The 18,125-nt window shown below is 65.8% G+C and carries 19 protein-coding genes; 12 read left to right on the plus strand and 7 right to left on the minus strand.

Features of this window, described 5'->3' with window-relative positions; all coding sequences use genetic code 11:
* Positions 1–54 precede the first annotated feature (54 nt).
* Together alr and DCG74_RS21820 are read right to left on the minus strand one after the other, a co-directional pair.
* Positions 55–1,329, minus strand: a complete 1,275-nt coding sequence (gene alr, locus DCG74_RS21815) for an alanine racemase (protein WP_172786515.1) — start codon at positions 1,327–1,329, stop codon at positions 55–57.
* Positions 1,330–1,375: 46 nt separating this feature from the next.
* A complete protein-coding gene (locus DCG74_RS21820; protein WP_061876691.1) occupies positions 1,376–2,887 on the minus strand; it encodes a replicative DNA helicase in 1,512 nt (503 codons plus the stop codon).
* Between the two features lie 551 nt (positions 2,888–3,438).
* On the opposite strand from DCG74_RS21820, the gene DCG74_RS21825 reads away from it, so the two are divergent.
* Positions 3,439–3,645, plus strand: coding sequence for a transcriptional regulator (locus DCG74_RS21825; protein ID WP_175424030.1), 207 nt, complete (start codon positions 3,439–3,441; stop codon positions 3,643–3,645).
* A 9-nt stretch (positions 3,646–3,654) separates the two neighbouring features.
* On the opposite strand, the gene DCG74_RS21830 is transcribed toward DCG74_RS21825, so the two are convergent.
* On the minus strand, positions 3,655–4,905 hold the full coding sequence (locus DCG74_RS21830; RefSeq protein ID WP_172786440.1) for a cyclopropane-fatty-acyl-phospholipid synthase family protein: 1,251 nt from the start codon (positions 4,903–4,905) through the stop codon (positions 3,655–3,657).
* Between the two features lie 276 nt (positions 4,906–5,181).
* Here DCG74_RS21830 and DCG74_RS21835 point away from each other — a divergent pair, with 276 nt between their 5' ends.
* The 3 genes from DCG74_RS21835 to DCG74_RS21845 all read left to right on the plus strand — a co-directional run bounded on the left by DCG74_RS21835 (position 5,182) and on the right by DCG74_RS21845 (position 7,262).
* Complete coding sequence (locus DCG74_RS21835; RefSeq protein ID WP_172786441.1) at positions 5,182–6,081, plus strand: hypothetical protein; 900 nt, start codon at positions 5,182–5,184, stop codon at positions 6,079–6,081.
* A gap of 105 nt (positions 6,082–6,186) precedes the next feature.
* Complete coding sequence (locus DCG74_RS21840; protein WP_172786442.1) at positions 6,187–6,783, plus strand: TetR/AcrR family transcriptional regulator; 597 nt, start codon at positions 6,187–6,189, stop codon at positions 6,781–6,783.
* Positions 6,784–6,794: 11 nt separating this feature from the next.
* On the plus strand, positions 6,795–7,262 hold the full coding sequence (locus DCG74_RS21845) for a PaaI family thioesterase (protein WP_172786443.1): 468 nt from the start codon (positions 6,795–6,797) through the stop codon (positions 7,260–7,262).
* A 74-nt stretch (positions 7,263–7,336) separates the two neighbouring features.
* Here DCG74_RS21845 and rplI read toward each other — a convergent pair whose 3' ends face one another.
* The 4 genes from rplI to rpsF all read right to left on the minus strand — a co-directional run bounded on the left by rplI (position 7,337) and on the right by rpsF (position 9,809).
* Entirely contained in the window at positions 7,337–7,936 is a 600-nt protein-coding gene (gene rplI, locus DCG74_RS21850) for a 50S ribosomal protein L9 (RefSeq protein ID WP_172786444.1), read from the minus strand.
* A 51-nt stretch (positions 7,937–7,987) separates the two neighbouring features.
* A complete protein-coding gene (locus DCG74_RS21855) occupies positions 7,988–8,965 on the minus strand; it encodes a DUF2232 domain-containing protein (RefSeq protein ID WP_172786445.1) in 978 nt (325 codons plus the stop codon).
* Between the two features lie 131 nt (positions 8,966–9,096).
* Positions 9,097–9,336 (minus strand): 30S ribosomal protein S18, encoded by a 240-nt coding sequence (gene rpsR, locus DCG74_RS21860; RefSeq protein ID WP_007592020.1) that lies wholly within the window; start codon positions 9,334–9,336, stop codon positions 9,097–9,099.
* Positions 9,337–9,341: 5 nt separating this feature from the next.
* Positions 9,342–9,809, minus strand: coding sequence for a 30S ribosomal protein S6 (gene rpsF, locus DCG74_RS21865; RefSeq protein WP_025035823.1), 468 nt, complete (start codon positions 9,807–9,809; stop codon positions 9,342–9,344).
* 332 nt (positions 9,810–10,141) lie between these two features.
* Between rpsF and DCG74_RS21870 the strand changes: the two genes are divergently transcribed.
* The 8 genes from DCG74_RS21870 to DCG74_RS21905 all read left to right on the plus strand — a co-directional run bounded on the left by DCG74_RS21870 (position 10,142) and on the right by DCG74_RS21905 (position 18,125).
* Positions 10,142–10,846, plus strand: coding sequence for a TetR/AcrR family transcriptional regulator C-terminal domain-containing protein (locus tag DCG74_RS21870; RefSeq protein ID WP_172786446.1), 705 nt, complete (start codon positions 10,142–10,144; stop codon positions 10,844–10,846).
* A 3-nt stretch (positions 10,847–10,849) separates the two neighbouring features.
* Complete coding sequence (locus DCG74_RS21875; protein WP_172786447.1) at positions 10,850–11,875, plus strand: fatty acid desaturase family protein; 1,026 nt, start codon at positions 10,850–10,852, stop codon at positions 11,873–11,875.
* A 201-nt stretch (positions 11,876–12,076) separates the two neighbouring features.
* Positions 12,077–13,036 carry an ACP S-malonyltransferase gene (gene fabD / locus DCG74_RS21880; RefSeq protein WP_172786448.1) on the plus strand — a complete coding sequence of 320 codons (960 nt, stop codon included), beginning with the start codon at positions 12,077–12,079 and terminating at the stop codon, positions 13,034–13,036.
* An 11-nt stretch (positions 13,037–13,047) separates the two neighbouring features.
* Positions 13,048–13,785: a 3-oxoacyl-[acyl-carrier-protein] reductase gene (gene fabG, locus DCG74_RS21885; protein ID WP_172786449.1), complete on the plus strand. Its 738-nt coding sequence runs from the start codon at positions 13,048–13,050 to the stop codon at positions 13,783–13,785.
* Positions 13,786–14,096: 311 nt separating this feature from the next.
* The gene (locus tag DCG74_RS21890) at positions 14,097–14,336 is read left to right on the plus strand and encodes an acyl carrier protein (protein ID WP_008551805.1); all 240 of its coding nucleotides are present in this window, start codon (positions 14,097–14,099) and stop codon (positions 14,334–14,336) included.
* Between the two features lie 107 nt (positions 14,337–14,443).
* A complete protein-coding gene (gene fabF, locus DCG74_RS21895) occupies positions 14,444–15,709 on the plus strand; it encodes a beta-ketoacyl-ACP synthase II (protein ID WP_172786450.1) in 1,266 nt (421 codons plus the stop codon).
* 127 nt (positions 15,710–15,836) lie between these two features.
* Positions 15,837–17,120, plus strand: a complete 1,284-nt coding sequence (mltG, locus tag DCG74_RS21900; RefSeq protein ID WP_172786451.1) for an endolytic transglycosylase MltG — start codon at positions 15,837–15,839, stop codon at positions 17,118–17,120.
* A 117-nt stretch (positions 17,121–17,237) separates the two neighbouring features.
* Positions 17,238–18,125, plus strand: a complete 888-nt coding sequence (locus tag DCG74_RS21905) for a YicC/YloC family endoribonuclease (RefSeq protein ID WP_172786452.1) — start codon at positions 17,238–17,240, stop codon at positions 18,123–18,125.

The following is an 18,125-nucleotide window of genomic DNA, read 5'->3' on the forward strand; positions in this document are numbered from 1 at the left end:
TGCAGCGGAGCGCTGAAGGAGCGCTGCACTGCGTCCGGGGCACGAGAGCGTCGCTTAACTTGGCAGCGGCGGCAACGCCGGCGGCTGCTCGATTGGCGGGGCGGGCGGCTGCCCGGCGTTCGACGCGGGCTCCGGCTTCGTCAGCGGCTCCTCGACATTGCCGCCCTTGTAGACGCGGGCATAGCGGTGGCCGAGGCTGGTCAGCACCTCATAGCCGATCGTGCCGAAATGGTGCGCGAGCTCGTCGACGGTGATGCCTTCGCCGAGCAGCGTCACCATGTGGCCGCGCCGCACCGCGTTCGGCGCCAGATCGGTGATGTCGATCGCGATCAGGTCCATGGAGATGCGGCCCGCGATAGGGCAGCGCTTGCCGGCCACGATGACATCGGCGCCGCGGGTGCCGTCATTGGAGCTCGCAGCACGGAAATAGCCGTCGGCGTAACCGACCGCGATGATCGCGAGTTTCGTCGGACGCCGCGCGGTCCAGGTGCCGCCATAGCCGACGGTCTCGCCGCGATCGATGGTGCGGATCTGCACGATGCGCGCCTTGAGGTCGACCACCTGCTGCATGGGATTGTCGGCCTCCGGCGTCGGGTTGACGCCGTAGAGCGCAGCTCCCGGCCGCACCAGGTCGAACTGGAACGGCGCGCCGAGGAAGATGCCGGAGGAGTTGGCGAGTGCCGCCGGCACGCCTGTGAACTCACTGGCGATGCTGCGGAAGGCCGCGAGCTGTCTGGCATTGATCGGGCTGTTGAGCTGCTCGGCCGAGACCAGATGGCTCATCACCAGCGTGATGCCGTGATCGCCGGCATTGATGCGGGGGATGATGGCCTGCGCTTCCGACAGCGTCAGCCCGAGCCGGTTCATGCCGGTGTCGATGTGAATGGCAGCGCCCCCGTTCCAGCCGGTGCGGCGGCAGAACACGTCCCATTCGGCGAGCTCGTGGAGATCGCCGATCACCGGACGGCAATTGATCTTGGCGTAGTGCTCGCCGGTGTTCTGGAAGTAGCCGCCGAGCACGTAGATCGTGGGCTCGGGAACGGCGGCGCGCACCTTGCGCGCTTCCTCGATGGTGGCGACGAAGAAGGTCTTGCAGCCGGCTTTGCTGAGGGCTCGCGACACCTGCTCGGCGCCGCAGCCATAGGCATCGGCCTTGATCACCGCCGAACATTCGGCCGGCACCGCCGTCTTCTCGAGCTTGCGCCAATTGGCGATGATCGCGTCGAGATCGACGGTCAGCACGCCGCCATAGGCCGCGAGCGCGGCGGCCTGGTTGGCCTCCGCGGAGAGTGGGCCGGATTGCGGGATCGATTTCGGGGCGGACGCCATTGTCATGGCGCCGTTTTACGCAAGAGGTAGGTCCGGTTCAAGGAAGTCAGTAGTCGTTGTCGCTGCGAGCCGGCAGCTGACTGTCGGGTGCCAGGTCGCCGAACCGCGTGACCGAGGCTTCGAACGCCAAATCGACGGTGCCGGTCGGGCCATGGCGCTGCTTGCCGATGATGACCTCGGCCTTTCCGTGCGCAAGACTCATGTCGAGCTGCCACTTCTCGTGTTCAGGCGTGCCTGGGCGGGGTTCCTTCATGGCGAGGTAATATTCCTCGCGGTAAACGAACAGCACAACGTCGGCGTCCTGCTCGATTGATCCGGATTCACGCAAGTCTGAGAGCTGCGGCCGTTTGTCGTCGCGGGACTCGACTTGGCGCGATAGCTGGGACAGCGCGATCACGGGAACGTTGAGCTCCTTGGCGAGCGCCTTAAGGCTGGTCGTGATCTCCGTGATTTCCTGCACGCGGCTGTCGCTGGCGCGTTTGCTCGAACCCGAGAGCAGCTGGATGTAGTCGATCACCAGGAGATCGAGACCCTTCTGGCGCTTCAGCCGGCGCGCGCGCGCCATCAGCTGCGCGATCGACAGGCCGCCGGTGGCGTCGACATAGAACGGCAGCGATTGCAGCTCGATCGAGACCTCCCGGATCTTCTCGAAATCGGCTTCCGAGATGCCGCCGCGGCGGATGTGGGAGGAGGGAACACCGGTGCGCTCGGCCACGATACGCGTGGCGAGCTGGTCGGCCGACATTTCGCAGGAGAAAAAGCCGATCACGCCGCCATTGGCGGCCTTCGTGGTGCCGTCGGCCTGGAGTTCCGGAACGTAGGCTCGTGCGACATTGTAGGCGATGTTGGTGGCGAGCGAGGTCTTGCCCATGCCGGGACGGCCCGCGACGATGATGAGGTCGGAGTGCTGCAGGCCGCCCATCTTGGTGTCGAGGTCGCGCATGCCCGTCGAGATGCCCGACAGTTTTCCGTCGCGCTGGAACGCCTTGGCCGCGAGATCGACCGCGACCGCCAGCGCCTGCGAGAACTTCTGGAAGCCGCCGTCATAGCGGCCGGATTCGGCTAGTTCGTACAGCTTTCGCTCGGCGTCCTCGATCTGTGCCCGCGGCTGGAAGTCGACCGGCGCGTCATAGGCGACGTTGACCATGTCCTCGCCGATGCCGATCAGGTCGCGGCGCAACGACAGATCGTAGATGGTGCGGCCATAATCCTGGGCGTTGATGATGGTGGTCGCTTCGGCCGCTAGCCGCGCCAGATATTGGCCGATGGTCATGCCGCCGACGTCGGTATCGGCCGGCAGGAACGTCTTCAGCGTGACCGGGGTGGCGATCTTGCCCATCCGGATCAGGCTGCCGGCGGTCTCGAAGATGGTCTGGTGCAGCGGCTCGAAGAAGTGCTTCGCCTCGAGGAAGTCGGAGACGCGGTAGAAGGCGTCGTTGTTGACCAGGATCGCGCCCAGAAGGCTCTGTTCCGCCTCGATATTGTGCGGCGCGCTCCGATAGGCGGGAGTTCCGGCATCGGGCGCGAGTTTGAGAACGTTCGAATCAGTCAGTGCCATGGTCGGACGTGCTTAGCAATTTTCTTGGGCGGATGCGGGGCCGGGATAAAGCGCCGCCTCGGTGCAAAGCGGAAGCGAAAGCTGACCGCTATCAACCGCTCAGTTAAAATGGTGGATGATTAGCAGCCGCAGCATGCGCCGCGCTTGACTGGATTTTGGCGGAGCTCGCTCGTCCGAAAGGGGCCGCGGTCGCGCCTTGGAAAAATCCTGAAACCCATGAACCCTGTCGGCTGGCGCGCAGACCTATGGGGAGGCGCGCGAAATGACGCAGCGCAGCTGCATTCGGCTCGGCTTTAGACCAGCAGGAGGTAGACCAGCGCAACCAGGGCCGCCCCGACGCCGGTGACGATCAGGGCGTAATCGGTGCGGAGGTCGTCCTGCACGTCGAATGAGGTTTGGGTCTCTTTGCTCATGGCGACGGTCTAAGCCAGGCCCGACCAGACTTATGTGAAACAGATCACATCTCCCCGGATTCTTTCGGGGTCATGCCGGAACAGGCGGAGGGGCAGGGGATTATCTCATTCCCCGCCGACAGGGATACGAGGCGAGCGATGCAGCCAGAACGGCAGCACCAGAACTGGCGAAGCGAGGCAGGCAGCCGGCTTTGGCTGTCCGGGTTGGTCGCCGCCATGAAGCATGCGGAGCGGCCCGAGGTGCGTCGCCAGTCGGTCGCCCCCGAAATCCTGCTGGAATTGCGGGCGCAATTGACGTTAACGGCGTCTTTCCGGACATCCGGGACTTCGACGCTTCGTCACTAGGATCCGGACCTATTCGCCAGCCAGCTTGAGCCTTGGCGTGGCCGCGCCCTCCCGCGCCCGCAGCCGGGCTTCCTCCCGCGGGACGTAGTCGCGGGTCATCGGCACCACGCCCTGGCGACGGGTGATCTGGATCTGGAAGTTCATCATGGCTTGCTTGCGGAACGTCATCTCGCAGGCCGCCAGGTAGAATTCCCACATCAGGGCGAAGCGCTCGTCGTAGAGCTGCACGGCTTCCTCGCGCCGCGCCATGAAGCGCTCGCGCCAAGCCCTCAGCGTCTCGGCATAGTGCAGGCGCAGAATCTCGATGTCGCAGACAAGGAGGCCCGCACGCTCGATCGCCGGCAGCACCTCCGACAGCGCGGGGATGTAGCCGCCGGGGAAGATGTATTTGGCGATCCAGGGATTGGTCGAATCCGGGCCCTGCGAACGGCCGATCGAATGCAGCAGCATGACGCCGTCTTCCTTCAGCAGCTCGGCGCAGCGCTGGAAGTAGGCGTCGTAAAACCTTGCCCCGACATGCTCGAACATACCGACGGAGACGATGCGGTCGAACGTACCGTCGACGTCGCGATAATCCTGGAGCAGGAATCTGGCCGAGCCCGCCACGCCCTTTTCGGCGGCGCGCGCATTGGCGACCTGCAGCTGTTCGGTCGACAGCGTCACGCCGGTGACGTCGGCGCCTGCAATCTCGGCGAAATAGAGCCCGAGGCCGCCCCAGCCGGAGCCGATGTCGAGCACGCGCTGGCCGTCCCTGACGAGAAGCTTCGCGGCGATGTGCCTTTTTTTGGCAAGCTGCGCGTCGTCCAGCGACATCTCGGGCGTCTCGAAATAGGCGCAGCTATATTGCTTGTCGGCGTCGAGAAAGAGCGAATAGAGCCGGCCGTCGAGATCGTAGTGATGCGCAACGTTTTGACGGGAGCGGGGGCGGGGATTGAACTGCTTGAGGTGCCGCGTCAGGTAACGCAGGTGCCACCACGGCTTTGCCCACTGCGGCAATAGGTCGGGTTGATCGAGCAGGATCGCGAGGGCATCAGCTATGCTGCCACGCTCGACCACGAACTCGCCGTTCATGTAGGCCTCGCCAAGCCCCAGCTCGGGATTGATGAGGACCCTCCGCTCGGCGTCCGCGGTGACGAAGCGGACCGCGACCGGCTCGCCGGAGCCGTCGCCGACGGTGAACTTCGATCCGCTGGCGCCGGTCACCGTCAGCGAGCCGCGGCGGATGAATTGAGACAGGAATCGACGCAACAGACGGTCCATCGGCACTCCTCTCGAGCGAACCCGAAAGATGCGACTAACCCGGCCTTCATATCTGACGCCCAGGCGCCGCAGCGGTTCCTATGCGTTTGCATCTAAATCTAGCGAGCCGGTTCCGGCCGCGCTATTGCACTGTATTCAAAGTAGATATTCGAAAACCGCTTAACCACATCCTTGCGCGTGGACCTGCTTCCATTCGCGGCTCAATCGGTTAAAAGGTGACCGCCGCCGCACCGGATGCCGGCTGCTTCGCAGTAAAATTCAACGGAGATCATGGGAATGTCGAGCCGAGCGCTCAGCCTCGCGACGGTGATGCTTCTGATTGGCTTCGGTGCGGCCGATTCCGTCCTTGCGCAGGCGACGAACCTCGAGGCCGGCAAGTCCCCGTCCCAGCTGTTCGCGCAAACCTGCAATGCCTGCCACAAGAGCCCGCGCGGACTGCTGAAGTCCGTGTCGCCCGGCTCGCTGCCCGGTTTCCTGCGCCAGCACTACACCACGAGCTCGGACATGGCGGGCGTCCTCTCCGCCTATCTGGTCTCCAATGGGGCCACCGACACCCGCTACCAGGCCAAGGACGGCAAGAAGGACGGCGCTTCGCCGGAGCAGCAGGGCCGACGCCCGCGCGCGCAGGAGGCCGCCAGGCCCGAGGGCGAGGGCGCCACTCCGGCCGCCGAGGGCACGCGCCAGAAGCGTGCCGCACGGCCGGCCGATGACGGCGCGAAGCCCGAGGGACAGGCTGCGCCCGAGGGACGCAAGGGCAAGCGCCGCGCCAAGCCCGGGACCGAGGAAGCCCCGAAGGTCGATGCGGCCGCACCGGCGACTGACGACAAGAAGAGCGAGCCGAAGCCGGACGCCGTCAAGCCTGACAGTGCCAAGGTCGAGCCGGCATCCGAGAAGCCAGTCGAGGCCAAGCCTGATAGCGCTAAGCCTGATACCGCGAAGGTCGAGCCGCGCAGCGACGCTCCGGCCTCGCGACCCGACCCGGTCCCGCAGGTGACGCCGGCTGCACCTGCCGCCGCGAAGCCTGCCGAGCCGGCGGCGCCAAAGCCGGCCGAAGAGGCTGCTTCCAGGCCGGCCGCGCCCGCAGCCAGCTCCGAGCCGGCGGCCAGGCCGCAGCCGGCCCCGCCCGCGGCGCCGGCCGAGTCCTCCGGTCCGCCGGCACCGCCGATCTCGCGGTAAGTCCCTTAGCTTAGACAGACGAGCGGAGGCCGCCTTCATGGCGACCTCCGCTCCGTATTGACCAGTTCTAGAGTTTTGCTCTAGAGTAATACTCCAGGAGGCGCGATGGCGGCGAGCGTGCGAGACGATCTGTTGGCGGCCGGGCTGATGGTGTTCGACCGCGTCGGCTTCGAGGCCGCGACGGTGGCCGCGATCCGCAGCCGGGCGCGCGCCTCCAATGGCAGCTTCTTCCACGTCTTCGGCTCGAAGAAGGAGCTCGCCGGTGCGTTGTTTCTGGAGGTTCTGCGGCACTATCACGCCGCGGTGCTGGCCGCGCTCGATCCCGTGCCCGATGCCGAGCACGGCATCGATCGCCTGATCCGGGCGCATCTCGACTGGGTCGTCACCAGCCGGCGCGAGGCGCGCTACCTCTTCGAGATCTCGCGCAGCGAATGGGGCGAGGACGTGCGCGACGCCCAGCGGGCGCAGAATGCGCGGCTTGCCGAAGGCATCGAGCGCTGGCGCGCGCCGCTGGTCGCAAGCGGCGAGCTTCTGCCGATGACGCCGGCAATGTTCATCAGCCAGCTGATCGGTCCGGCGCAGATCTTCTGCCGCGCCTTCCTGTCGGGGCGCGACCGCACCGATCCGCGCACCGAGGCGGACACGCTGATCGCCTGCGCCAATCGCGCGCTGAGGCCGTTCGATCGCATCAACAAGCAATAAGGGGAGACCGCATGCGGGCCGACGCTGATCCGGAATTTGCGCCGATTGCCGAGCGCATTCACGCCAATGTCGGCCGGCAGGGTTTCATGAACCTGGTCGGCGCCGAGCTCTCCGAATTGTCGCGCGGCACCTGCACCATCGCCGTACAGCGACGGCCGGAGCTCTTGCAGCAGCACGGCTTCTTCCATGGCGGCGTCACCGCCTTCCTGGTCGACAACGCCACGACGATTGCGGCCGCCACCTCGCGCGGCCAGCCGGCGCTGACGGCGGAATACAAGCTCAATCTGTTGTCGCCCGCGGTTGGCGAGAAGCTGATCTGCCGTGCCAGGGTGATCAAGCCCGGCCGCCAGGTCGCGGTGGTCGCGGCTGACGTGTTCTGCGTCAGCGACGGCGTCGAGAAGCATACGGCCACCGCGCTGGCATCGATCGCGATGCTGAGCGAGGACGTCGCTGCAAAAACGAAAAGCCCGGCCGCGTGAGGCGACCGGGCTGATCCATATCTCGGGCTTCCGGGTCTGGTCCTTCGGACCATCCCGGAATGACGTGATCGGAGTTACTTCTCTTCCGCGGCCGGCGCCGGCGCGACGTCGTCGTGCTGGGCTTCCGGATCGAAGAACTCGCCGGCGGCGGCGATCGCTTCGGCAGCCGCATCGCGATCCTCGTTGCGGGTCGAGATGTCCTCGCCGCGGTTGATGCGCTCGGCCTCGTCCTGGCTGCGTGCGACGGTCACGGTGATCTCGACCTCGACCTCGGGGTGAACGGCAACGGTGATCGAGTGCTTGCCGATGGTCTTGATCGGCGCGTCGAGCTGGATCTGCGGACGGGCGAGCGAAACGCCGTCGGCTTCGAACGCGATCACGATGTCGCGCACGTTGACCGAGCCGAACAGCTGGCCGGCTTCCGACGCCTGACGGATCACGATGATGTTCTTGCCCTCGATCTTCTCGGCGACCTTGGACGCCTCGGCCTTCGAGGCGAGATTGCGCGCTTCGAGCTCGGCCTTCATGCCGTCATACTTGGCCCGGTTGTCGGCGGTGGCGCGCAGCGCCTTGCCGCGCTTGAGCAGGAAATTGCGAGCGTAGCCGTCGCGAACTTTCACGACTTCGCCCATCTGGCCGAGCTTGTTGACGCGTTCCAGCAAAATGACTTCCATATTCGTTCTCCTTTTGAAGTGCTCTGTAGGGTTTCAGTTTCGGGGTTGAACTCAGGGGGTAGGCAGTGGTGGCGGCTGCCGGCTGCGCAGGAAGCGCTCGCGGAAGCCGAACACGGCGTCCGCAAGGCCGAGGATCACCATCGCGATCACGGGCCACCCGAACACGACGACGGCGGCGTAGGTCGAGCCGAGCCAGAACGTGCGGCCGTTCAGCGCGAGCGTCAGCGTATGCAGCACGGCGAAACCCGCCAGCGCATAGCTCATCATCAGCGCAGCGGTGGCGATCTGCGCCACGATGGCCAGCAGCCCACCGGTGAAGCAGAAGGCAAGCGAGATGCACAGCACAACCAGCGTCATCTGCGGCAGCTCGGTGGCCTTGAGATCCGGCCAGGGACGGCGCAGCCGGCCCGATGTCGCGGTCACCTTGGCGCTGAGCCAGAGGTTGAGAGTTAGCGTCATCGTCGCAGCGATGGTGGCGGCGGCCGGTGCGATGCGCACCAAGGCGTCGACGAACTGACTGGCTTCACCCGAAGTTTGCGGGTCGGTGGCGCGCAGGAGGCGCATCAGGCCACGGCGCAACGTGCCGGTGATGGTCTCCGCGTCGGTCCCAAGCGTGAGCAGAGCGGCCATCGTGGTCAGCGTGGCGAAGCCTGCAATCCAGAGCAGGATGCGGCCGACCGGGTACCACTCGATGTCCGGCTCCGCGGCGGGCGCCGTGCCGGTCGCAGGCGCTGTGCTTCCCACCTGACGCCCGAGCAGGACCAGATGGCCGAGCCACCACGCCGGCAACGCGACGGTGACGGCGAAGGCGATGCAGTAGGGCAGGCCGAACAGGGCGCCAAGGCCGATCGCGGCAGCGATGCCGCCGAGGCTCGCGCAAAGCGGGCCCCAGCCGATCGCGGCGACCATCAGAGGGAGCGGAGCGAGATAGAACAGGACGAGCGAGATCAGCGCGCCCGAAATGATCGAGGCGAACATCAGGGCCGACGCAGCGCCGGCGATCAGGGCTATCAGTCCAAAGGCCATCATCAGCTGTCCCGCTCCCTTCGAGCGGTTAGAGGCATCGTTTGCCCCAACCATCGGCGACCGGACGACCCGGAAGCCTTATGAGTTCGAAGTCGCGACCGGCGGCTGAGCGGCCGCCGGTCGAATTGGTCGTATCAGCGAATGACGTAGGGCAAGAGGCCCAGGAAGCGCGCGCGCTTGATGGCGCGGGCGAGCTCACGCTGCTTCTTCGCGGACACCGCGGTGATGCGGCTCGGCACGATCTTGCCGCGCTCGGAGACGTAACGCATCAAGAGCTTGGAGTCCTTGTAGTCGATCTTCGGAGCATTGGCGCCCGTGAACGGGCAGCTCTTGCGACGACGGAAAAACGGGCGGCGTGCACCAGCTTCAGCCATGATTCTTACTCCCCATCCGTGGTTTCAGCTTCGTCACGCGGGCGGCGCGGGCCGCGATCGCCGCGGAAACCGCCCTCGCGGTCGCCACGGAAGCCGCCTTCGCGCTCACCGCGGAAGCCGCCGCCACGATCGTCACGCTCGCGGTCGCGATCGGCCTTGCGCATCATCGCAGACGGGCCTTCCTCGAGCTCCTCGACGCGGACGCTGAGATAGCGGATCACGTCCTCGCTGATGCGCTCCTGGCGCTCGATCTCGGCGATCGCCGCGGAGGGCGCGTCGATGTTGAGCAGCACGAAGTGCGCCTTGCGGTTCTTGTTCATGCGGTAGGTGAGGGACCGCACGCCCCAATTCTCGGTCTTGGTGATCTTGCCGCCGAGACCCTCGACGATACCGGTCATCTGCGCAGTCAGCTCTTCGACCTGCTGCGGGCTCGCGTCCTGACGCGCGAGAAAAACATGCTCGTAAAGAGGCATGGTCGTCCTTTCCTCATGTTGGCGCATCGCCCGGCGTCAAACCCTTAAGAGGCCTTCGGAAAGGACTCTGGGATCAAGCTCAGAAGGCGGAAACACGGGACGACGGGCCGACTGGCCCTGCCACACCAAAATCACGAATGATTTGCTGAGACCGTCCGTTCAGCTCCCGGCCGGGGTCTGCGGATGGGCGCCTTATACGGATTTTGGCCGGCTTTGCAAGGTTGGAGGGGCTGTCCTCCCTTCCCACACCGGCAGGACCTATCCTCCAATACCAAGATTCGCTTGATCTATTTGTTTGTATGACATACAAATAAATCAGCGGAGAGGATCCCATGGCGGAAACGTCGGCCGATGCGCCGCTCGAGGCGGCAGGCGACCCCAAGCACGCCGCGCGCGCGACGCGCTCGGCCGGCCGCAAGATGCGGTCGCTGCTTCTGGATGCTGCGAGCCCGCTGTTTCGGGAGCGGGGGCTGTCCGGCACGGCGATCACCGACATCGCGGCCGCCGCGGACGCATTCCCGAGCCAGATCACCTATTACTTCCGCACCAAGGAGGCGCTGTTCGTCGAATGCGCCTGCCGCGATCTCTTGTACCTGGCGCGTGCCACCGAGCAGGCGGCGCTGAAGGCGAAGACGCCCCGGGAATACACCCGCGCGCTGGCCGAGACCGTGACGGCGAGCGATTCGGTCGCCTTCTTTGCCGAAGCGCTGACGCTGACGCGGCGGCGCCAGGATCTCGCGCCTCTGGTGGAGCGGACCATCGAGCGCCTGCACAGCGAGGGTGCGCGCGCTTATGCAGGGCAGGTCGAGCGGCACGGCTGGCGCTCGCTGCGCGCGCCCGATGAAAGCTCGCGGCGCTTCTGGGCCGTCGCCATCGGCGTCATGCTCGAAGGCTATGCGATGGGCCGTTCGCCCGAGGCGCTCTGTGCCGAGATGCTGCGCGTGCTGGGCGAGCAGGCGAAATCCACTGAAGACACCGGGCGCCTGCGTCTCGTCGAGGCGCGTGAAGCATCCGACAAATCGAATGGAGAGGGCTAGGCCATGACCGCGCTTCGCATGCGTGCCCGCGATTTCCTGACCGATGATCAATTGGCCGAGGTGCGCCAGCGCGCGACGTGGAAAGGCGCTGCGCTGATCGCGCACGCCTGGGCCCTGATCATTGGAGCCATCGCGCTGGTGGCGTGGTGGCCCAATCCGCTCACCTATATCTTCGCTGTCGCCGTCATCGGCTCCCGCCAGCTCGGTCTTGCGATCCTGATGCATGACGGTGCGCATGGCTGCCTGTCCGCCGACGAGAAAACCAATCTGGCGCTGAGCCAGTGGTTCTGCGCCTATCCGCTGTTTGCGGAGACGCGCAGCTACCGGCGCTATCACCTTCAGCATCATGCGCGCACCCAGCAGGAGGACGACCCGGATCTGGTGCTGTCGGCGCCGTTTCCGATCACCGGGCTGAGCTATCGCCGCAAGTTCATCCGCGACATCACCGGGCAGACCGGCTATCAGCAGCGCAAGGCGCAGCTGCTCAACGCGCTCGGGCCAAGGGACTGGTCATGGCGGCAGCGTGCGGCGCATTTCTGGGAGATGCTCGGCCCGCAATGTGTGGTCAACGGGATCATGTTGGCCGCGCTCGCCGCGGCCGGCGTGTGGTGGGCCTATCCGCTGCTCTGGCTGGTGCCGCTGCTGACCTGGATGATGGTCATCACCCGCATCCGCAACATCGCCGAGCACGCCGTCGTCCCCGACAGCAGTGACCCCTTGCGCAACACGCGCACGACGCATGCCAATTTTCTCGAGCGCCTGTTCATCGCGCCGTATTACGTGAACTATCACCTCGAGCATCATCTCTTGTTCTACGTGCCCTGCTACAATTTGCCGAAGGTGCACCGGCTGCTGAGCGCGAGCCGGTACGCGGGCCGCATGGAAGTGCAGCCGAACTACGTTTCGGTGCTGCGGCTGGCCACCGCAAAGCCGAACCGCGAGGATCGGCCCGGGCAACTCGTCAACAGCGCGCGCCGCGCGCAGGCCGGGGCGGACGTCGATGCCAACCAGACCGCCGGCGGGTTTTGAGGGGCCCATTCCCCGTTGAATGCTGCTCCAGGTTCCCGTCTCGGCTTGACAGTGCGGCCCCGGACGGTGTCTACGGCCCCCTTTGGAGCATGATCCGGAACCATGGCCCAAGGAACCATGGCCAAGGAACCACGGACCAGGCCGCGCGTAATCGGCTGCCGGTTCTCGAAAGGGATCATGCCTGACAAGCAGGGAGCGCCGATGACGGCTGCATTCACATTTCCTGGGCAGGGTTCCCAGGCGGTCGGCATGGGCAAAGCCCTGGCCGAGGCCTTTCCGGTGGCGCGCGCCGTGTTCGACGAGGTCGATGCCGCGCTCGGCGAGAAGCTGACGGCCATCATCTGGGAAGGTCCGGCCGAAACCCTCCAGCTCACCGAGAACGCCCAGCCGGCGCTGATGGCGGTATCTGTCGCGACTTTGCGCGTGCTCGAGGCTGAGGCTGGTTTTTCCGTGGGACGAGACGCGGCCTTCGTCGCCGGCCACTCGCTCGGTGAATATTCGGCGCTGGCAGCGGCCGGCAGCCTGACGGTGTCGGATACTGCGCGTCTGCTTCGCACCCGCGGTCTCGCAATGCAAAAGGCGGTCCCGGTCGGCGCCGGCGCGATGGCCGCGCTGCTCGGTCTCGATTACGAGGCCGCCATGGAGGTCGCCGGCGAGGCGGCGCAGGGGCAGGTCTGCCAGGCCGCCAACGACAATGGCGGCGGCCAGGTCGTCGTCTCCGGCGACAAGGCCGCGGTCGATCGCGCCGTCGAGATCGCCAAGGCCAAGGGCGCCAAGCGTGCGATGCTGCTGCCGGTGTCCGCCCCGTTCCATTGCAAGCTGATGCAGCCGGCTGCGGATGCGATGGCGGAGGCGCTCTCGAAGGTCACGATCAAGGCGCCGGCGGCACCGCTGGTCTCGAACGTGCTGGCGAGCGCCATCACCGATCCCGACGAGATCCGCCGCCGCCTGGTCGAGCAGGTCACCGGCACGGTGCGCTGGCGCGAGTCGGTGGCCTATATGGCCGGGCAGGGCGTCACCCGCTTCTTCGAGATCGGTGCCGGCAAGGTGCTGACCGGTCTCGTCAAGCGCATCGCGGACGGCGCGGTCGGCATTGCGGTCGGCGGCCCGAACGACATTGCCGCCGCCAAGGATGCATTGGCCGCTGCGAAGCAGGCTTAAGGGAGTCATCAATGTTCGATCTGACTGGCCGAAAGGCGCTCGTCACCGGCGCGACCGGCGGCATCGGCGGCGCGATCGCGCAGGCGTTGCACGCGCAGGGCGCCACCGTCGCCATATCAGGGACGCGCAAGGAGGTGCTGGACGAGCTGGCCGGCAAGCTCGGCGAGCGCGCCCATGTGCTGCCCTGCAATCTCTCCAAGGCCGATGAGGTCGAGGCGCTGGTGCCGGCTGCGGAAGCGGCGATGGGCCAGGTCGACATTCTCGTCGCCAATGCCGGCATCACGCGCGACAATCTCTTCGTGCAGCTTCGCGACGAGGACTGGGACGAGGTCATCAACGTCAATCTGACCGCGACCTTCCGCCTGGCGCGCGCCGCGACCAAGCTGATGATGCGCAAGCGCTTCGGCCGCATCGTCGCCATCACCTCGGTGGTCGGCGTCACCGGCAATCCCGGGCAGGGCAATTATACGGCGTCGAAGGCCGGCCTGATCGGCATGATCAAGACGTTGGGGGCCGAATACGCCAAGCGCGGCGTGACCGCGAACTGCATCGCGCCCGGCTTCATCAAGACGCCGATGACCGATGCGCTCAACGACAAGCAGCGCGAAACGATTCTGACCAAGGTTCCGGCCGCCCGCCTGGGAACGCCCGAGGACATCGCGGCGGCCGCCGTCTATCTGAGCTCGAACGAAGCAGCCTATGTCACCGGGCAGACCATCCACGTCAACGGCGGCATGGCCATGATCTGATGTCTCGTGCCGCAGCGCCCGTCAGGGCGGTGCGGCATGCGGCAAACGGCCGTTTCCGGAGCGAAATGAGGCTTGTAGTCAAGGCAATTGAAGTATGATAACCGGACCTTCAACGGATGGGCAAAGAACGCCATTGCAGGTTTTTGAAACCCTGTATATTGGCGATGCGGAGCCTTTGGCCGTCGTTCGCCGGGGCCTCCATCGGTTAGGATGGGCCAAATCAAGTTCGTAAGCGAAGGCAGTCAAACGACCACGACGGCTCGTATCGTCCCGGGGGGTCGGGTCTACAGGGAACAACACGAGGTTAAGCAATGAGTGACATTGGCGAGCGGGTTAAGAAGATCGTGGTCGAACACCTTGGTGTTGAACCCGAGAAGGTTGTCGACAACGCGAGCTTCATCGACGACCTCGGCGCCGACAGTCTGGATACCGTCGAGCTGGTGATGGCGTTCGAAGAGGAATTCGGTTGCGAGATTCCGGACGACGCTGCGGAAACGATTCTCACCGTCGGCGACGCCACGAAGTTTCTCGAGAAGAACGCGAAGAGCTAAGGCTCTTCATTTCGCGGGGACAGCATTGAAACCGGACGGGCCGCTTCGCAGCGGCCAGCCGGTTTCTTGTTATTGGCCGTGAATCTTTCGATGCGGAGTTTTCGGATATGAGGCGGGTTGTCGTCACGGGTCTCGGCATGGTCTCGCCACTCGGCTGTGGCGTCGAGCCGACCTGGAAGCGCATCCTCAACGGCGAAAGCGGTGCGCGCAGGATCGAGAGCTTCGATGTCTCCGATCTGCAGACCAAGATCGCCTGCACGGTCGTGCGCGGCGACGGGTCGAACGACAGCTTCAATCCGGACAAATGGATGGAGCCGAAGGACCAGCGCAAGGTCGACGACTTCATCATCTTCGGCATGGCCGCGGCCGGCCAGGCCCTCGACGACGCCAACTGGCATCCCGAGACCGAAGAGGACAAGTGTGCGACCGGCACCATGATCGGCTCCGGCATCGGCGGCCTCAACGGCATTGCCGACACCGCGATCCTGCTGAAGGAGCGCGGACCGCGCCGGGTGTCGCCGTTCTTCATTCCGGGCCGCCTGATCAATCTCGCCTCCGGCTACGTCTCGATCGCGCACGGGCTCAAGGGACCGAACCATTCGGTGGTCACCGCCTGCTCGACCGGCGCGCATGCGGTCGGCGATGCCGCCCGCCTGATCGCGCTCGGCGATGCCGACGTGATGGTCGCGGGCGGCGCCGAGTCGCCGATCAGCCGCATCGGCATTGCCGGCTTCAACGCCGCGCGCGCGCTTTCGACCGGTTTCAATGAGACGCCCGAGAAGGCCTCGCGTCCCTACGACAAGGACCGTGACGGCTTTGTGATGGGCGAGGGCGCCGGCGTCCTGGTGCTGGAAGAATTGGAACACGCCAGGCGGCGCGGCGCGAAGATCTATGCCGAGGTGATCGGCTACGGTCTTTCGGGCGATGCCTATCACATCACGTCGCCGTCGCCCGATGGCGATGGCGGCTTCCGCAGCATGTCGGCCGCGCTCAAGCGCGCCGGGCTGACGCCGTCCGATCTCGACTACATCAACGCGCACGGGACCTCGACGCCGCTCGGCGACGAGATCGAGCTCGGCGCGGTCGAGCGTCTGCTCGGCAACGCCGCCTCCAAGGTCGCGATGTCCTCGACCAAGTCGTCGACCGGCCATCTGCTCGGTGCGGCCGGTGCCATCGAAGCGATCTTCGCGATTCTGGCGATTCGCGATAATGTCGTGCCGCCGACGATCAATCTCGACGCTCCATCGGTCGAGACTGCAATCGATCTCGTGCCGCATAAGGCAAAGCAGCGTGAGGTCAACGTCGCGTTGTCGAACTCTTTTGGTTTTGGCGGTACCAATGCGTCGGTGATCGTCCGGCGCCTTATCAGCTAGTTTGTGTTTGAGACGAATCCACCGTTTTGCCGTATTCGGCGATAGTCATGGACGTGGGCGCGTGCGTTTTTGGCAGGGCAAGCGATTGTCGGGCCGCGATTGAACCGGCAGGATTCAGGTTGTTTCGATGAGTGAAAGGCCGCCCATTTCACCCCGGAGTCCGCGGGCCGCGCTCGAGCCCGAGCAACTTCCGCCGCCGCCCAAGCGGTCGGACCGTGCGCGCAATCCGTTCGTCATCGTCGGCAACGCCATCATCACCCTTCTGCTGATCGCCATGCTCGGCGCCGGCGGCGTCTATTATTACGGCCGCCAGGTGCTCGAGGCGCCCGGACCGCTGAAGGAGGACAAGATCGTCAACATCCCGCAGCGTGCGGGCAAGCGCGACATCGCCGAGACGCTGAACCGGGAAGGCGTGACCGACGTCAATCCCTGGGTGTTCATCGCCAGCGTCGCCGCGTTGAAGGCGAGCTCGGACCTCAAGCCGGGTGAGTATTCGTTCCAGAAGAACGCCTCGCTGCGCGACGTCATCGGCACCATCGTCGAGGGCAAGGTGGTGCAGCACGCGGTCACGATACCGGAAGGGTTGACCTCCGAGCAGATCGTGGCGCGGCTGTCCGACAACGACATCTTCACCGGCAGCGTGCGCGAGCTGCCGCGCGAAGGCACGCTGCTTCCGGAGACCTACAAATTCCCGCGCGGCACGCCGCGCGAGCAGGTGGTCCAGCGCATGCAGCAGGCGCACAAGCGCGTGCTGACGGAGATCTGGGAACGCCGCAATCCCGACATTCCGGTCAAGACGCCGGAGCAGCTGGTCACGCTGGCGTCCATCATCGAGAAGGAAACCGGCAAGCCCGACGAGCGCAGCCGCGTCGCTGCGGTGTTCGTCAACCGGCTGAAGCAGCGGATCAAGCTGCAGTCCGATCCGACCATCATCTACGGCCTCGTCGGCGGCAAGGGCACGCTGGGCCGGCCGATCAAGCGCAGCGAGATCACGCAGCCCTCGCCCTACAATACCTATGTGATCGAGGGCCTGCCGCCGGGCCCGATCGCCAACCCCGGCCGCGCCTCGCTGGAAGCCGCCGCCAATCCGGCCCGCACCCGCGACCTGTTCTTCGTCGCCGACGGCACCGGCGGGCATGCCTTCACCGAGACCTACGACGCGCACCAGAAGAACGTCGCCAAGCTGCGCGCGATGGAGAAGCAGATCCAGAACGACACGGTCGAGCCGGCCGAGGACGCGCAGCCGCCGGCGGCTGCCGGGTCCGGCGCTGCCGACGCGCCGACCGCGACCACGCCGGCGCGGCCCAATCAGCAGAAGAAGCCGCCGGCGGCACGCCCGGCTGGCCCAGCCAATCCCGCACCGGCCCGACAGGGCGCAGTGCAGGGCTCGCCGCCGGTGGTCCAGCGCTAAAGCCCGCGCGCAGACCAGCTGCCGGGCATTGCTGATTCCACTTTCCGGCAAAATAGTCTTAAGATTCGCGTGGCTTGATGGCCTCGCGAATCCCGTGTTCCTGGAGAATCTGAACTGATGGCGCTGTCGTCCATGACCGGCTTTGCGAGATGCCACGGCGCGAGCGGGCCGTATACGTTCGAATGGGAGTTGAAGTCGGTCAACGCCAAGGGCTTCGACTTGCGCGTGCGGCTGCCGCAGGGCTTTGACGAGCTCGAGGCCCATGCCAAGAAGCGCGCCGGCGAGCTGCTCTCGCGCGGCACCGTCTACGCCAACCTCAACGTCAAGCGCACCAACGCCGCCGCCACGGTGCGCGTCAACGAGGACGTGCTCAACGCCGTGCTGAAGGCCGCCGCGCTGATCTCGGGGAAGGTCGACGCGGTGGCGCCGAGCATCGATGGCCTGCTCGCCATCAAGGGCGTCGTCGAGGTCGCCGAGCCCGAGGGCGACGAGGAGGAGGACAAGGCCGCGCGCGCCGCGGCCGCCGAGGCCTTCGACAAGGCGCTCGACGAGCTCGTCGCGATGCGCAAGCGCGAGGGTACCTCGCTCGGCCAGATCCTGACCCAGCGCGTCGACGAGATCGAGCAGCTGGCGAGAAGAGCGGAAGCTGCGCCCGGCCGCAAGCCGGAGGCGATCAAGGCGAAGCTCACTGAACAGATCGCAGCGCTGCTCGACACCTCCGACCGTTTCGATTCCGACCGCCTGATGCAGGAGGCGATCCTGATCGCGACCAAGGCCGACATCCGCGAGGAGCTCGACCGGATCGCCTCGCACATCGCGCAGGCGCGCGAGCTGATCGGCAAGGGCGGCCCGATCGGCCGCAAGCTCGATTTCCTGGCGCAGGAGTTTCACCGCGAGGTCAACACCTGCTGCTCGAAGTCGAACGACATCGAGCTGACCAATACGGGCCTCGCCATGAAGAACGTGGTCGAGCAGTTCCGCGAGCAGGTCCAGAATCTGGAGTGA

This window comes from Bradyrhizobium sp. WBAH42 (assembly GCF_024585265.1).
In the GTDB taxonomy this organism is placed as follows: Bacteria; Pseudomonadota; Alphaproteobacteria; order Rhizobiales; family Xanthobacteraceae; genus Bradyrhizobium.

Bases quoted from the DNA above. Each gene is read 5' to 3' on its own strand.
- rpsR (WP_007592020.1), bottom strand. From the start codon at position 9,336: ATGGCTGAAGCTGGTGCACGCCGCCCGTTTTTCCGTCGTCGCAAGAGC.
- DCG74_RS21905 (WP_172786452.1), top strand. From the start codon at position 17,238: ATGGCGCTGTCGTCCATGACCGGCTTTGCGAGATGCCACGGCGCGAGC.
- DCG74_RS21820 (WP_061876691.1), bottom strand. From the start codon at position 2,887: ATGGCACTGACTGATTCGAACGTTCTCAAACTCGCGCCCGATGCCGGA.
- DCG74_RS21870 (WP_172786446.1), top strand. From the start codon at position 10,142: ATGGCGGAAACGTCGGCCGATGCGCCGCTCGAGGCGGCAGGCGACCCC.
- rplI (WP_172786444.1), bottom strand. From the start codon at position 7,936: ATGGAAGTCATTTTGCTGGAACGCGTCAACAAGCTCGGCCAGATGGGC.
- DCG74_RS21890 (WP_008551805.1), top strand. From the start codon at position 14,097: ATGAGTGACATTGGCGAGCGGGTTAAGAAGATCGTGGTCGAACACCTT.
- alr (WP_172786515.1), bottom strand. From the start codon at position 1,329: ATGGCGTCCGCCCCGAAATCGATCCCGCAATCCGGCCCACTCTCCGCG.
- DCG74_RS21875 (WP_172786447.1), top strand. From the start codon at position 10,850: ATGACCGCGCTTCGCATGCGTGCCCGCGATTTCCTGACCGATGATCAA.
- DCG74_RS21855 (WP_172786445.1), bottom strand. From the start codon at position 8,965: ATGATGGCCTTTGGACTGATAGCCCTGATCGCCGGCGCTGCGTCGGCC.
- fabD (WP_172786448.1), top strand. From the start codon at position 12,077: ATGACGGCTGCATTCACATTTCCTGGGCAGGGTTCCCAGGCGGTCGGC.
- mltG (WP_172786451.1), top strand. From the start codon at position 15,837: ATGAGTGAAAGGCCGCCCATTTCACCCCGGAGTCCGCGGGCCGCGCTC.
- DCG74_RS21830 (WP_172786440.1), bottom strand. From the start codon at position 4,905: ATGGACCGTCTGTTGCGTCGATTCCTGTCTCAATTCATCCGCCGCGGC.
- fabG (WP_172786449.1), top strand. From the start codon at position 13,048: ATGTTCGATCTGACTGGCCGAAAGGCGCTCGTCACCGGCGCGACCGGC.
- rpsF (WP_025035823.1), bottom strand. From the start codon at position 9,809: ATGCCTCTTTACGAGCATGTTTTTCTCGCGCGTCAGGACGCGAGCCCG.
- DCG74_RS21835 (WP_172786441.1), top strand. From the start codon at position 5,182: ATGTCGAGCCGAGCGCTCAGCCTCGCGACGGTGATGCTTCTGATTGGC.
- DCG74_RS21845 (WP_172786443.1), top strand. From the start codon at position 6,795: ATGCGGGCCGACGCTGATCCGGAATTTGCGCCGATTGCCGAGCGCATT.
- fabF (WP_172786450.1), top strand. From the start codon at position 14,444: ATGAGGCGGGTTGTCGTCACGGGTCTCGGCATGGTCTCGCCACTCGGC.
- DCG74_RS21840 (WP_172786442.1), top strand. From the start codon at position 6,187: ATGGCGGCGAGCGTGCGAGACGATCTGTTGGCGGCCGGGCTGATGGTG.
- DCG74_RS21825 (WP_175424030.1), top strand. From the start codon at position 3,439: ATGCAGCCAGAACGGCAGCACCAGAACTGGCGAAGCGAGGCAGGCAGC.